Source organism: Clavibacter quasicaliforniensis (genome assembly GCF_051201715.1).
GTDB classification, from domain to species: domain Bacteria; phylum Actinomycetota; class Actinomycetes; order Actinomycetales; family Microbacteriaceae; genus Clavibacter; species Clavibacter seminis.
Map to the genome: position 1 here is coordinate 3,110,127 of NZ_CP139624.1, position 14,198 is coordinate 3,124,324.

The 14,198-nt window shown below is 72.9% G+C and carries 13 protein-coding genes; 6 read left to right on the forward strand and 7 right to left on the reverse strand.

Going from position 1 to position 14,198, the window contains the following annotated elements:
- Window positions 1–4: 4 nt before the first annotated feature.
- From NL142_RS14860 to NL142_RS14870, 3 genes are all read right to left on the reverse strand, one after another.
- Window positions 5–748: a histidine phosphatase family protein gene (locus NL142_RS14860; protein WP_406566691.1), complete on the reverse strand. Its 744-nt coding sequence runs from the start codon at window positions 746–748 to the stop codon at window positions 5–7.
- 107 nt (window positions 749–855) lie between these two features.
- Window positions 856–1,764, reverse strand: coding sequence for a serine hydrolase (locus NL142_RS14865; protein WP_194684553.1), 909 nt, complete (start codon window positions 1,762–1,764; stop codon window positions 856–858).
- 11 nt (window positions 1,765–1,775) lie between these two features.
- On the reverse strand, window positions 1,776–3,758 hold the full coding sequence (locus NL142_RS14870) for a M13 family metallopeptidase (RefSeq protein ID WP_435080317.1): 1,983 nt from the start codon (window positions 3,756–3,758) through the stop codon (window positions 1,776–1,778).
- A 92-nt stretch (window positions 3,759–3,850) separates the two neighbouring features.
- On the opposite strand from NL142_RS14870, the gene NL142_RS14875 reads away from it, so the two are divergent.
- The 4 genes from NL142_RS14875 (at window position 3,851) to NL142_RS14890 (ending at window position 7,390) form a co-directional block, all read left to right on the forward strand.
- On the forward strand, window positions 3,851–4,048 hold the full coding sequence (locus tag NL142_RS14875; RefSeq protein WP_194684242.1) for a helix-turn-helix transcriptional regulator: 198 nt from the start codon (window positions 3,851–3,853) through the stop codon (window positions 4,046–4,048).
- Window positions 4,032–4,433: a hypothetical protein gene (locus NL142_RS14880; protein WP_435080318.1), complete on the forward strand. Its 402-nt coding sequence runs from the start codon at window positions 4,032–4,034 to the stop codon at window positions 4,431–4,433. The genes NL142_RS14875 and NL142_RS14880 overlap by 17 nt, the downstream gene beginning before the upstream one ends.
- 91 nt (window positions 4,434–4,524) lie before the next feature.
- A complete protein-coding gene (locus NL142_RS14885) occupies window positions 4,525–5,808 on the forward strand; it encodes a uracil-xanthine permease family protein (RefSeq protein WP_435080319.1) in 1,284 nt (427 codons plus the stop codon).
- A 184-nt stretch (window positions 5,809–5,992) separates the two neighbouring features.
- Window positions 5,993–7,390, forward strand: a complete 1,398-nt coding sequence (locus NL142_RS14890; RefSeq protein ID WP_435080320.1) for a hypothetical protein — start codon at window positions 5,993–5,995, stop codon at window positions 7,388–7,390.
- Here NL142_RS14890 and atzF read toward each other — a convergent pair.
- From atzF to NL142_RS14905, 3 genes are read right to left on the reverse strand one after another with little or no spacing between them, the layout of a single operon-like run.
- Window positions 7,369–9,162, reverse strand: a complete 1,794-nt coding sequence (gene atzF / locus NL142_RS14895) for an allophanate hydrolase (protein ID WP_435080321.1) — start codon at window positions 9,160–9,162, stop codon at window positions 7,369–7,371. The genes NL142_RS14890 and atzF overlap by 22 nt on opposite strands.
- Window positions 9,159–9,890, reverse strand: a complete 732-nt coding sequence (gene biuH, locus NL142_RS14900) for a biuret amidohydrolase (RefSeq protein ID WP_435080322.1) — start codon at window positions 9,888–9,890, stop codon at window positions 9,159–9,161. Before biuH ends, atzF begins: the two co-directional genes overlap by 4 nt.
- A complete protein-coding gene (locus tag NL142_RS14905; RefSeq protein ID WP_435080323.1) occupies window positions 9,887–11,263 on the reverse strand; it encodes a purine-cytosine permease family protein in 1,377 nt (458 codons plus the stop codon). The genes biuH and NL142_RS14905 overlap by 4 nt, the downstream gene beginning before the upstream one ends.
- 149 nt (window positions 11,264–11,412) lie before the next feature.
- Here NL142_RS14905 and NL142_RS14910 point away from each other — a divergent pair, with 149 nt between their 5' ends.
- The gene (locus tag NL142_RS14910) at window positions 11,413–12,099 is read left to right on the forward strand and encodes a GntR family transcriptional regulator (protein ID WP_435080324.1); all 687 of its coding nucleotides are present in this window, start codon (window positions 11,413–11,415) and stop codon (window positions 12,097–12,099) included.
- Window positions 12,100–12,119: 20 nt separating this feature from the next.
- Here NL142_RS14910 and NL142_RS14915 read toward each other — a convergent pair whose 3' ends face one another.
- The gene (locus NL142_RS14915) at window positions 12,120–12,818 is read right to left on the reverse strand and encodes an HAD family hydrolase (RefSeq protein WP_435080325.1); all 699 of its coding nucleotides are present in this window, start codon (window positions 12,816–12,818) and stop codon (window positions 12,120–12,122) included.
- 247 nt (window positions 12,819–13,065) lie between these two features.
- Between NL142_RS14915 and NL142_RS14920 the strand changes: the two genes are divergently transcribed.
- Complete coding sequence (locus NL142_RS14920; protein WP_435080326.1) at window positions 13,066–14,139, forward strand: hypothetical protein; 1,074 nt, start codon at window positions 13,066–13,068, stop codon at window positions 14,137–14,139.
- The last annotated feature ends 59 nt before the right edge of the window (window positions 14,140–14,198 follow it).

Sequence of the window (14,198 nt, forward strand, 5' to 3'; positions counted from 1 at the left end):
GTGGCTACCGGCTGCCGCCCACGGGCGACGGCGCCCAGCCGTCGGCCGGGCAGTTCCAGCGCATGATCGCGTGGCGGCCGTGCTCGAAGCCGAGCTCGCTGAGCGTGGAGGTGGAGAGGGTGAGGATCCCTCCGGCCTCCGCGGGCAGGCCGACCCAGGCGACGGCGAGCGCGCGGATCACGTGCGCGTGCGCGACGAGGAGCACGTCCTGGCCGGACTCGAGCACGGGCAGCACGCGCTCGAGCACCTGGAGCACGCGGTCGCGGACCTGCTGGGACGTCTCGCCGGGGGTGTCGCCCGCGGGGACGCCGTCGGTCCACAGGTCCCAGTGGCCGCGCTCGGACTGGATGTCGGCGGTGGTGCGGCCCTCGTACGCGCCGTAGTCGAACTCGACGAGCCGGTCGTCGACCTCGGCCTGGTCGCCGTAGCCGATGAGCTCCGCGGTGCGCTGCGCACGGGAGCGCGGGCTGGCGAGCACGAGGCCGAACTCGGTGCCGGCGAGCACGCCGCCGACCGCGCGGGCCTGCTCCTCGCCGGTCTCCGTGAGGGGGATGTCGGTCGTGCCGGTGTGGCGCCCGTTGACGCTCCACTCGGTCTGGCCGTGGCGCACCATGACGATGCGTCCGCGGACCTTCTCCTGCCACTCCGGGGTGCCGGGGATCTCGGCGCGCGCGATGGCCGCATCCACCTCCGCGTACATCGGCGCGACGTCGTCGCGGGCGAGGCGCTTGGCGGTGGCGGGGTTCATGCCGGTCATCGTGGGGGTCTCCTCCGTCGCCCGGGAGGGGTTGCGGGCGACATCCGACTCTACGCCCGGGCGGATCCACGACCGGTGGGCGGCCGGATCCGCGGGGCTCAGTGCACGTGCTCCAGCAGGTCGAGGCCGACCACGCCCAGGGCGTCGCGGACGGCGAGGCGGGCGCGGAGGTCGGCGTCGTCGAAGTGGACCATGACGGCGTAGGCGACCGCGCCGCGCGGCCCGCGGAGCACGCCGGCCTCGGCCCGGACGCCCGCGTCCACGCCCGTGCAGTCCACGAGCGCCATGCCGTGCTCGCCGCCGCGGCCCACGGGCGCGTCCAGCCCGAAGGAGGCGGCCACCATGGATCGGTCGGTGTTGAGCGCGAGCCAGCCGACCACGCGCGTGCTCGTCTCCTCGTCGACCACCTCGCCGTGCACGAGCGAGGCGAAGAGCGACGCGAGCTCGCGGGCGGATCCCACGGAGAGCTGCGGGGCGTCGTCCGGTCCGCGGGTGCCGCGCGCCACGTCGAGGAGCGCTGTGCGACGGAGGCCGAGCGACTCGGCGCGCGTGCGCACGGCGTCGAGGCCGACGAGCCCGAGGAGCGCGTTGGTGGCGGCCGCGTCGCCCGTCGCGCCGACGAGCGAGGCCAGGTCGGTGACGGGCAGCGAGGGCACCACGAGGTGGCGCCACAGGCCCGCGGTGCCGCCCTCGTCGTCGGGCCGGCGATCCACGAGGTGCAGCGGCGAGAGGTCCCCGCCCGTCATGCGCGCGGAGAGCTCGACGAGGAGCAGCACGCGGCCGAGCCCGGCCGCGGGCAGGGCGACGTGGTCGTCGACGGCGAGCACGACGTCGCCCGAGTCGAGGTCGGTCGCGCGGGCCGCGACCCGCATCCCGTCGAGGGCGAGTCCGCCGAGCGCGCGGAACGCGGAGCGGAAGCCGTCGGTCGGCTCCTGCCCCGCGTGGCGCGCGGGACCGCCCCCGGCGTGCCGGGAGCGGCGTCGCGGATCCTCGCCGACGGCGGCCATCGCGCGGCGCGTCACCAGATGGTGACGCGGGCCTCCTCGTCGAGCCAGAGGCCGTCGCCGGGCTGCACGTCGAACGTCTCGTAGAACGCGTCGATGTTGCGGACGATCTGGTTGCAGCGGAACTCGTTCGGCGCGTGCGGGTCGATGGCGAGCAGCCGCATCACCTCGGCGTCGCGGCCCTTCTGCTGCCAGGCCTGCGCCCAGGAGAGGAAGAACCGCTCGGCGCCTGTGAGCCCGTCGATCACCGGCGGCTCGGCGCCGTCGAGGGACAGGAGGTACGCCTTCCACGCGATGGAGAGGCCGCCGAGGTCGCCGATGTTCTCGCCGATGGTGAGCGCGCCGTTGACGTGCGGGGCGTCGTCGGCCGTCAGCTGCGCCGGCACGAGGGCGTCGTACTGCTGGATCAGCGACGCCGTCCGCTCCTCGAACGCCGCGCGGTCGGCCGGGGTCCACCAGTCGGTGAGGCGGCCGTCGCCGTCGTAGCGCGAGCCCTGGTCGTCGAAGCCGTGGCCGATCTCGTGGCCGATGACCGCGCCGATCGCGCCGTAGTTGGCGGCCGGATCCCGCGCCTCGTCGAAGAACGGGAACTGCAGGATCGCGGCCGGGAACACGATCTCGTTGAACCCCGGGTTGTAGTACGCGTTGATGGTCTGCGGCGTCATGAACCACTCGTCGCGGTCGAGCGGGGCGCCGATCTTGGCGAGCTCGCGCCGCGTCTCGAAGCGGGCGGTCGCGCGGACGTTGCCGACGAGGTCGGTCGGGTCGATCTCGAGCGCGGAGTAGTCGCGCCACTTGTCCGGGAAGCCGATCTTCGGGGTGAACTTCTCCAGCTTCTCCAGCGCCCGCCCGCGCGTCTCGGCGGTCATCCACTCGAGGCCGGAGATGGAGTCGCGGTAGGCCTGCACGAGGTGGCCGACGAGCACGTCCATCTCGGCCTTGGCGGTGGGCGAGAAGTGGCGCTCGACGTAGATCCGGCCGATGGCCTCGCCCATGGATCCCTCCACCAGCGAGACGCCGCGCTTCCACCGCACGCGCTGCTCGGGCGCACCCGTGAGCGTGCGGCCGTAGAAGTCGAACGACGCCTCGGAGAAGGCCTTCGGCAGCAGGGCCGCGTTGGAGCGGACGACCTGCCAGGTGAGCCAGTCGCGGAGCGCCGGGATCTCGGCGTCGGTCAGCAGCGCGCCGAGGCCCTCGGCGAAGCTCGGCTCGCGGAGCACGACCTCGTCGAGCGCGGCGGCGGGCGCGTCGAGGGCCGCGCGCCAGACGTCGAGGTCGGCGCCGGCCGCCTTCGAAACGAGCTCGCGGAGATCGGCCCAGGAGACGAGGTTGTAGGTGGCCTGGCTGTCGCGGGTGCGGACGTTGTCCCAGTGGGCCGCGGCGATGCGGGTCTCGAGGTCGAGGATCCGGTCGGCGTGGGCGGACGCGTCGTCGAGGCCGGCGAGGTCGAGCATGCGCTCGACGAACGCGCGGTACGCCGTGCGGATGTCCGCGTGGCCGTCCTCGCGGTAGTAGCTCTCGTCGGGCAGGCCGATGCCGCCCTGCTCGATCTGCACGACGTAGCGCTCGGGGTCGCCCGGGTCGTTGTCGACGAAGAGGCCGAGCAGGCCGCTCACGTTGGTCTGCTCGAGGGCTCCCAGGGTGCGCAGGAAGGACGGCACGTCGGTGACGGCGGCAGCGGCGTCGAGCTGGTCGCGGATCGGCTCGACGCCGAGGCGCTCGACGCGCTCCTCGTCCATGAAGCTGGTGAAGAGGTCGCCGGTCTTGCGCTCCTCGGTGCCGGGCTCGGCGTCGACGGCCTCCTCGATGATCACGCGGACTGCGTCCTCCGCCGCCTCGGCCAGCTGGTGGAACGAGCCCCAGCGGGCCTTGTCGTCGGGGATCTCGGTGCGGTCGAGCCAGCGCCCGTTCACGTGGAGGTAGAGGTCGTCCTGCGGGCGCACCCCCGCGTCCAGCTCGTCGGTGCGGATCCCGGTCGGAGGTGTCTCGGCGCTCATGGGCACGAGCCTAGGCGCGTCGGCCGGATCCGCGCCGGGAGAGATGACAAGCGCGCTTGACACCGCACGGGTGTCAAGCTAGCTTGTCATCCATGCGCAGCGAGGTGAGGACGCTCCGGACGGCGGCCGGGCTCTCCCAGCAGTCCCTCGCCGACGCGCTCGGTGTCTCCCGCCAGACGATCAACGCCATCGAGACGGGCCGCTACGACCCGTCGCTCGCCCTCGCCGTGAAGACGGCGCGCTTCTTCCACCGATCCGTCGAGGAGGTCTTCCATGTCGAAGACGACTGAACGCCGCGGGATCTCCCGCGTCAACATGATCCTCGTCGGGGCGTTCCTGCTCGCCGCGGTCGTCGTGCTCATCCTCGGATACACGGACCGGGCGATCACCCTGGCCGCGTTCGCCGTCATCTGCCTCATCCAGGCCGTGGTCGCGGCGCAGCCGGAGGCGAGCGACGGGACGCGGATCGACGGGCTCGAGTACCGGGACGAGCGCGACCGGCAGCTCGCCCAGCGCGGATTCGCCGCGGTCGGCGTCGCCGCGATCCTCCTCTCCTGCGGGGCGTTCCTCGTGCGCACGATGCTGGGCGACCTCGACTGGTGGCTCGGCGGGCAGGTGCTCGTGCTCGTCGTCGTGTGGGGCGTCGCCAACCGGATCGCGGTCCGCCGGGGCTGAGATCCGCCCCCGGAAACGCCACCGCAACACGGCGTCGGTACGCTCGCCGATCGGGGCGTCTCCCCACACACCCGCGCGAGAGCAGGCGATCATGGCCCGACAGATCTGGACCCTCCACGGCGACGGACGGACGGTGGAGACCTCCGCGGTCGTCGGCCCCGGCGAGCGCCTCACCTGGCCGCGCACCATCGGCCTCGGGATGCAGCACGTCGTCGCGATGTTCGGCGCGACCTTCCTCGTGCCCGCGCTCACGGGCTTCCCGCCCACGACCACGCTGTTCTTCTCCGGGATCGGCACGATCCTCTTCCTCCTCATCACCAAGAACCGGCTGCCCAGCTACCTCGGCTCGTCCTTCGCGTTCATCGCGCCGATCGGCGCGGCCAACGCGGCCACGGCGGCGGGCGGCGGCGGCATCGGGGCGGCGCTCGCGGGCATCGTGGCGGTCGGCGTGATGCTCGCCATCGTCGGCGGCATCGTGCAGCTCACCGGCACGGGCTGGATCGACGCGCTGCTCCCGCCCGTCGTCGCCGGCGCGATCGTGGCGCTCATCGGCTTCAACCTGGCGTCGGCCGCGCGCGACAACTTCGTGAAGGCGCCCGTGACGGCGAGCATCACGCTCGCCGCGGTGATCCTCTCGACCGTGCTGTTCCGCGGGATCCTCGGCCGGCTCTCCATCGTGCTCGGCGTGGTCGTGGGCTACGTCGTGGCCGCGATCCGCGGCGAGATCGTGTTCGACGCGGTCGGGTCGGCCGCGTGGATCGGCCTGCCCGAGTTCCACGCGCCCGAGATCACGCCGCAGTTCTGGGCGCTGCTCCCCGCGTTCCTGCCCGTGGTGCTCGTGCTGGTCGCGGAGAACGTCGGCCACATCCGCGGCGTCGCGCAGATGACCGACGGCAGCGTCAACAAGCTGACCGGCCGCGCGCTCCTCGCCGACGGCCTCGCGACCGTGCTCGCGGGCCTCGGCGGCGGATCCGGCACCACGACCTACGGCGAGAACATCGGCGTGATGGCGGCCACCCGCGTCTACTCGACCGCCGCGTACTGGGTGGCGGGCGCGTTCGCCGTGCTGCTCGGGCTCTCGCCCAAGGTCGGCGCGGTGATCAACACGATCCCGCAGGGCGTGCTCGGCGGCGTGACCACCGCGCTGTACGGCCTCATCGGGATCATCGGCGTGAAGATCTGGCTCGACAACAAGGTGGACTTCGCCAAGCCCGTCAACCAGCTCACGGCCGCCACCGCGCTCATCGTCGCGATCGCGCCGTTCACCTTCACGCTCGGCACCGTGACGTTCAACGGGATCGCGCTCGGCACCGTCGCGGCCATCGTCGTCTACCACGTGATGCACACGGTGGCGCGGCTCCGCGGCACCGACTGATCGCGCGGCGGCCCCCGCTCACGGCGGGCCGCCGCCCGCGTGTCCTAGCATCGCGGGTGCACCGCCCGCCTGCCGGGCGTCCGCGAACCGGGCTCCGGCCGCCGCGGCCCGCGTCCCCGTCCGTCCCGACCGCAGGAGAACCACCCGACATGCACCCGCCTGCGCGCCGAGAGGGCGCCGCCCGGTGACCGCGGACGCGTCCCTCGCCGCGCACGCCGTCCGCCCGCCGGCCCGGGGCATCATGTCGCGGCCGTGGCTGGCGTTCGCCCTCTGCCACCTCTGGCTCATCGCGCTCAACCTGATCGGCCCCACCTCGGCGCTCACGGACGTGACGGACGTCTACCGCGTCTGGATGCAGGAGGGGATGGCGGGCGGCGGCCGGGTGGGCGTGGACCTGCCGTGGGTGTACCCGATCCTCGCGGCCGTGCCCATGCTCATCTCGCTCGTCGGCGGCACCGCGTTCTACGGCACGGTGTGGCTCGCGCTGGTGACGTCGCTCGACGCCGCCGCGTTCGCCCTGCTGCTCCGCATCCGCCGCGGGCGGGGCCACGCTCCCGCCGCCTGGTGGCTCGGCTTCCTCGTGGCGCTCGGGCCCATCTCGCTCGGCCGGATCGACGCGGTCACCGTGCCCCTCGCCCTCGCCGGCCTGCTCGTGCTCGCGACCCGGCCCGCCCTGGCCTCCGCGCTCCTGACCGTCGGAGCCTGGGTCAAGGTGTGGCCGGCAGCGCTGCTGCTCACCGGCGTGATCGCCCGCCGCGGGCTCGCGCGCGGCAAGGTCGTCGCCGCCGCGCTCGGCACCACGGCCGTCGTCGTCGCCGGATCCCTCGCCCTCGGCAGCGGCGCGAACGTGCTGGGCTTCGTGGGCGAGCAGACCGGCCGCGGGCTGCAGGTCGAGTCGACCGCCGCGCTGTACCACCTGTGGCTCATCGTCGCGGGCGACGACCGCTATCGCGTCTACCACGACGCGGCACTCATCACCTTCCAGGTGTCGGGCCCCGGGGTGGACGCCGTCGCGGCCGCGCTCACGCCGATCATGCTGGGCGTCGTGCTCGTCGTGACGCTGCTCGGGATCCGCGCCCACCACCGCGGCGCCTCCCCCGCCGCGCTGATCGGGCCGCTGTCGCTCGCGCTGGTGGCGGCGCTCATCGTGACGAACAAGGTCGGCTCGCCGCAGTACGTGTCGTGGTTCGCCGTGCCGATCATCGTGATGCTCGTGCACGACCGCCACGCCCCCGGCACGGCCCTCGCGGCGCGCCTCGGGCTGGTCGTGGCCGCGCTCACGCAGCTCGTGTTCCCCTACGCGTACCTGCTGCTCATCGACGTGGTCCCGTTGATGGTCGGGGTGATCACGCTGCGCGACCTCGGCGAGATCGCGCTCCTGGGCGTGGCCGTGATGCAGCTCGTGCGGCTGCGCGGCACGGCGGCGGACGGGCCCGCGCGGGTCCGGGCGGGACGCGCGGCGCGGGCGGCGGCCGCGGCGGCCCCCGGCACGACGGCCACCTCCGCGACAGCCCCCGCCGCCGCGCACGAGATCAGCCCGTGGCGGTCGGCGCCCGCGGATCAGGAGCCCGAGACCGCCTGACCGCGGGACGCCAGGTACCGCATCCACCCGCCGTGCGCGCTGATGTCCGGCGCGCCTGCCGTGTCGGTGCAGAGGAACCCGACGGCCCACGTGCCGTCCTCGAGCTCCAGCGGACCGAGGGCCATGGGCCGGACCATTCCGGCGAGGAACGCGGCGAGGCCGGCGCGGGTGAGGGTCCAGGCCTCGCCCTCGAGCGGGACGCCGTCGCCGTCGGGTGCCGGCGCGACGCCGGGTCGCGCGGGCTCGCCCGGGAGGTGCGCCATGCGGTACGCCGCGCTCGTGCGCACGTCGCGGGAGAAGCGCGCGCCGAGGTCGCTGAGCTGGCGATGCAGCGGCTGCCCGCCCAGGTGCGCGCCGAACACGACCACGTCGACCGCGTCGGTCGGCAGGAGCGCGGGACGCGCGGGATCGCCCGTGATCCGCCCGGCGAGGTCGAGCACGACCTGGTCGGCGAACGCGGGCGCCACGAGGCTGACGCCGAAGGGGGATCCGTCCGCCTCCCCCGCGGGCACCGCGACGGCGCACAGGTCGAAGAGGTTCACGAAGTTCGTGTACGTGCCGAGGCGCGCGTTGACGGCGACCGGCTCGGCGGCGACCTCGGCGAGCGTCGGGTGCTCGGTGGTCGTCGGCAGGAGCAGCGCGTCGATCCCGCGGTGGTCGCCGCGCGGGGCGTCGAACACCGCGCAGGCGGCGACGCGCAGGCGCTCGAGGAGCGCGCGGTCCTCCACCAGCCGGTGCGCGGGGATCCCGAGGGCGGCGCGCACGATGCCGGCGACCGTGGGATCCAGGTCCGGCGCGTCCGCGAGCACGGACGCCCCGGCCGCCTCGCAGCGCTCCGCCACGAGCGCGCCCTCGTAGAGGAGGAGCGCGGCGCGGAGGAAGGGGCCGAGGTCGACGGTCTCGACGACGGCGCCCGAGTCGCTCATCCGCTCGACGGCGGCCGCGAACGCCGCGCGGGCGCCGGGCGAGAGGGGCGCGAGGTCGCCGTCGGCGGGAACGCCGATGACGGGGACGCCGCGCGGCGCGAGGCGCGTGGTGGACGGCCAGTCGCGGCTCGCGGGATCCGCCGGGTCGGGCCCGACCATCACGGCGAGCGCGCGCTGCGCGGTCGCGAGGTCGGCGGCGAGCACGCTCACGGTGTCGTAGGAGCGGCAGGCGGGCACGACGCCCGTGGCGGGCACCAGGCCGAGCGTGGGCTTGATCCCGACGAGACCGTGCAGCGCGGCGGGCACGCGGCCGGATCCCGCGGTGTCGGTGCCGAGCGCCACGTCGACGAGGCCCAGCGCGACGGCGACCGCCGAGCCCGAGCTGGATCCGCCCGAGATGCGGTCGGGCCGGGTCGCGTGCCGCACGGCGCCGTAGGGGCTGCGCGTGCCGACGAGGCCGGTGGCGAACTGGTCGAGGTTGGTCTTGCCGAGCACGAGCGCGCCGGCCTCCCGCAGGCGCGCGACGGCGGGCGCGTCGACCTCGGGCGTCGTGGCGGCGGACGGGCAGGCGGCGGTCGTGGGCATCCCGGCGACGTCGATGTTGTCCTTAACGGCCACGAGCCAGCCCGCGAGCGGCAGCGATCCCGCAGGCGCCCGGGCGATGCGGTCGTCGAGCTCGGCGGCGCGTTCCCGTGCCTCGGCCAGGTCGAGCAGCGTGATCCACACCTCGGGCCGGTCGACCTCGGCGATGCGCGCGTACGCGGCCTCCACGCGGTCGACGACGGATGCGTTTCCCACGGCCGGCAGCGGAGTGGTCGCGCCGGCCGCACCGAAGTCGCCGCTCACGCGCGCACCTCCGCCCCGGCGAGCGCCGCGAGCACGTCGCCCGATGCGGCGACCGCGCCGAACACGCCGCCCTGCATCGTGACCATGCGCAGCGCCGCGTCGTGGTTCGACGGATCCGTGGCACCCGTGCAGTCCGACAGCACGAGGCACTCGTAGCCGCGGTCGTTGGCCTCGCGCATGGTCGTGGAGACGCAGACGTCGGTCGTGATGCCCGTGAGGATCAGCCGGTCGATGGCGCGCGCCCGCAGCACCAGGTCGAGGTCGGTCGCGTAGAACGCGCCCTTGCCGGGCTTGTCGATCACGGGCTCGCCCGGGAGCGGGGCCACCTCGGGGACGATCTCCCAGCCGGGTTCGCCGCGCACGAGGATCCGCCCGCACGGGCCGACGCTGCCGATCTCGGCGCCCGCGCGCTCCGACCGCCAGCGCTTGTTCGCGGGCAGGTCGGAGAGGTCGGGGCGGTGGCCCTCGCGGGTGTGGATGACGGTCATGCCGAGCGCGCGCACCCGCTCGAGCAGCCGCGCGGTGGGCGCGAGGCCCGCGCGGGTGAGGGCGAGGTCGTAGCCCATGCGGTCGACGTAGCCGCCGACTCCGCAGAAGTCGACCTGCCAGTCGATGCAGACCACGGCGGTGCGGGCGACGTCGACGGCGCCGTCGTAGGGCCAGGCGTAGGGATCCGCCGCGACGGACGTGGTGCCGGCGACGGTCGCGGGCACGGTGACCGCGCTCACGAGCGGGCCTCCCCCGCGTCGACGGCCGCGGCCAGCGGGGCGCGCACCCGCCCCGCGGCGTCCGCGACGACGAGGACGACCGCGCCGACGACCATGCCGACGACGGCCGTGGAGAGGAAGTCGGCGTACGCGTGCGCCACGAGCGCGACGACGGCTCCGACCGCCCAGCCCACGAAGGCGGGGGCTCGCCAGGCGCCGCGGGCGACGATGGATCCGGCCGCCGCGCGTCGCGGCGCGAGCAGGAGCTGGTCGACGATGAGCACGGCGCCGATGGGCGGCACGATCACGCCGAGCAGGTTCAGCCACACCTCGAAGTAGGTCCAGATGCCGGCGACCGCGAGGACGACGCCCACCGCGCCGAGCACGAGCGTCGTGCGGCGCATGCGCATGCCGGTGAGCTGGCTCCAGCCGACGGCGCCGTTGTAGAGGCAGTGGGCGCACACGGATCCGAGGTTCACCACCACGAACAGCACGGCGAGCGGCACGAGGGCACCGCCCTGCGCGACGAGGATCCCGAGGAAGTCGCCGCCCGCGGTGCCCGGGTCGGTCGCGCCGCCCAGCGCGACGACGAGGCCGCCGACCACCAGCGCGATCGCGTTGCCGAACGGGAACGCCGCGAGGGTCGCGAGCACGGCCTGCCGGCCCGAGCGCGCCCAGCGGGTGAAGTCGGCGGTCATGGTGCCCGAGTCGGCGAAGAGCGCGACGACGAGGGTCACGGCCGCGCCGAAGCTGAGCGCGCCCGCTCCCGCGGCGGGCGCGGTCTGGAGCTCCGCGCCGCCCGGCCTGGTCGCCACGATGACGACGGCGACCGCGCCGAGCACGAGGTAGAGAGGAGCGGCGACGACGCCGATCCAGGAGAGCGCGCGGATGCCGAGCAGCGTGACCGCGACGAAGAGGAGGCCGGCCACGAGGGTCGTGCCCGTCTGGTCCCAGCCGAGGCTGCCGTGCAGGGTGGATCCGGTGAGCCCGGTCTGGAACGCGAACCAGCCGATGACCACGGTGGCGAGGAAGCCCGCCGGCACGACGTACCCCTTCGCGCCGAACGTGCGCATCGCCATGAGCGCGAAGCTCTCGCCGCTGCGGCCGGCCAGGTAGCTGAGCGCCCCGACGTAGACCATGAGGACGAGCGTGCCGACCGCGATCGCGCCCATGCCCGGCCAGAAGCCGAGCGAGTGGACGACCAGGCCGCCGAAGACGGCGCAGGTGAGGATCATCGGGAAGCCGAGCCACACGGCGGCGACCGACGCGGTGCGGCGGCGCGCGTGGGGCGGCACGGGCTCCGACTCGTACTCGGAGAACGCGGGGCGGTCGGCGGGATCCGGGGCGGCGGGGTCGGCGTGGCGCGCGACCGGCGGGGCGGCGGGGTGCGACATGGGATCTCCTGGGGAGTCGGGTGACGCCGGCGGGGGATCCGGCTGCGTCCTATAGGAACAGCCCGGCCGCACACGGGCGTTTCTGCCGTGTTTCCGGGATGTGAAACACGTCTGGGTGGTGGCCTGGCGGCGGATCCTATAATCAGGCCATGGCCTCCCCCGCCCTCGTCCCCGCCCGTCTCGGCGCCGCGGAGCGCGTGCGCGTGCTGCTCGAGGAGGAGATCCTCGGCGGCCTCATCGCCCCCGGATCCCGCGTGAAGGCCGACGAGGTCGCCCAGCGGATGGGCACGAGCCACATCCCCGTGCGCGAGGCGCTGCGGGCGCTCGAGGCCGACGGCTGGGTCGTGCATCGCGCGCACGAGGGCATGTCGGTGCGGCCGCGCGTGCTGTCCGAGCTGGTTGACCTGTTCGAGGCGCGCGCGCTCGTCGAGCCGCGCGCCGTCGAGCTCGCCGCGGGGCGCCGCACGGCCGACGACCTCCGCGAGCTCGAGCGCGTGATCCGCCTGCAGGAGCGCGCCGCGGATCCGGCCGACCTCGCGCGCCTCAACTACGACTTCCACGTCGCGATCGCGGCCGCCGCGCACAACAGCACGCTCGCGCAGGTCGTCGAGTCGATGTCGAAGCGCGTGCGCTTCCACTACCTGCCCGCCGCGAGCGCCCGGCGCACCGACTCGCTCGCCGACCACCGCGAGCTGCTGGCGCTGGTCGAACGTCGCGAGGGCGAGCGGGCGGCGGATCTCGCGCGCCGGCACGTCGAGGCCACGCGCGTCGACGCGTGCGCGGCGCTCGAGGACCTCCTGCGCGGGGAGGCCGACGCGGCCGAGGCCGCGGGCTAGGAGGCGTCGCCGGCTCAGGATCAGAGCCCGAGCAGCCGCTCCAGCGCCGGACCCTCCAGGGACTCGAGCACGAGGTCGGCGCCCGCGTCGCGCAGCTCGTCGGCCGAGTAGTGGCCGCTCGCGACGCCGACCGCGGTCGCGCCGGCGTCGTGCGCGGAGGTGATGTCGTTCGGGGTGTCGCCGACGACGAGCACCTCGTCGCGCGCGGGGGCGGCGCCGCGCAGGGTGCCGGCCGTGGCGATGGCGCGGCGCACCACGTCGACGCGGTCGGGCGAGTCGGATCCGTACGCGCCGAACACGAAGAAGCGGCCGAGCCGCGCGGGCTCCATCTTCGTGCGGGCCGCGCCCTCCATCGCGCCGGAGACGACGCCGAGCACGACGCCCGCGTCGGCGAGCCGATCGAGCAGCGCCTCGGCGCCGTCGAGCACGCGGTAGCCCTCGGACACGCGGATGTCGTCGGCGAGGTGCCGCAGGTAGGAGGCGTAGAGGCGGGCGAGCTCGGCGGGCTCGGGGTCGCGGCCGATCACGGCGCGGAAGGTCGCGGCGCCGACCTGCGGATCCGTCTCCCCCGCCGACGAGTGCTCGCCGATGTCGGCCTCGACGTCGTGCAGGTCGCGGAACGCCATCGCCCAGCTGCGGGCGCCGGACCCGCCCGTGTGGATGAGGGTCTCGTCGATGTCGAAGAGGACGGCGGGCGGGGTGGATGCGGTGTCGGCCATCCGTCCATCGTGCTCCGGTGCGCGTCCGTGCGACCAAATCGTTGCGGTCCCGAGGGCGCGGACCGTCACTTACCCACATCTGAAGCTTTGAGACGCTAAAGGGGGGTCGCGATGGAATGAGAGGAATGCTATTAATGAAGCCGGCTCGCATAAAGTACGCGCTTGCCATCCACAGATTGCCGCGGCCCACATCCCAGTCGCCGACGACCGCATGCTCGCTACCCCCCCCCCCAGTCAGAAAGACGCCATGTTCGCTGCTCTCGTGCCCGGTTTACGGGATTTGAGGTCACCGCTGGCGTGCGGGCTCCTCTGGCTGCTTGCAGCCTGGTTTGCCATAGCGCGCCAATCACCAGATGTGGACAGCGAAGAGGCTCCTCAGCTAGTGCGCGAGATCTGGCGACTCGTCGAGCCGCTTGGCACCCCTGGAGTAGTGGCCGTCGTCACATTCGTGGCCTATCTCGCGGGAGTGGTGTTATCGGTTCAGCTCTCGCAGGTCTACAGAGCGCTGTCGGCACCAGCGCTGGCCATGACCCGGCCGATGGTCCAGCTCATGTTAAAGCTTCCGGCATTTCGCGGCCTGGCCAACGATTACGATTATATCCTTGAGTCGCAAAGCACCTGGAAAATTGCGGGTTCACTGACAGCAATGAGGGAGGCTGACAGCGATAAGCTGCATAAGCTTGCACTAACTCGCCTCCATGAAGCGGAGCGAGCTGGAGTCTCGCCGGCCGAAGTGCTTCAAGAATTGCCCCGAACACGCGAGCTTTTAGAGAGTTCAATCACGGTAAAGCGAAGGGAAGGCAAGCCAAAGAACCTATGGGAGCTTGTGAGGGGCGCCTCTGATTCTCTTGACGAGGATCTACAAGATGCCATGCCGCGGGCAGCTCAACGGTTAATGCTAAAACACCCCAGCGTCCACAGCGAGTACGATAGAGAAATCACCGAGGCTTCTTTTCGCTACGCTCTTACTATCCCACTTATAGCACTCACAGCAGCGCTTCTCTCTTATATTCCCGGCTTCTATAGTGCGGTTACGCTAGGGCAGGCTTTCGTGTTCGTAGCTGCACTATACGCAATTCTCACCATAATGACTGTTCGTGGATTGCAAAGCACGTTCTCCGCGAACGACCTCCTAGTCGTTACAATTCTCGACGATCCCAATATTCACCCGATTCTCTTCTCTTGGGACCAGCAGATAATGGCAGCCAAGGCCGCTCCGGCGCAACCAACCCCGGAAGCAGTGGCCGACAAGGACAAGAATGTCTTCTTTTCTCTATTCCACAGGAATCGCTCGCGCCGCGCAAAGGAGACGCGTAGCTGATGGCGCTTCTTCGTACTTCATCGGCAGCCCTCTAAGCAGCTGACCCGCATCATCGCGGG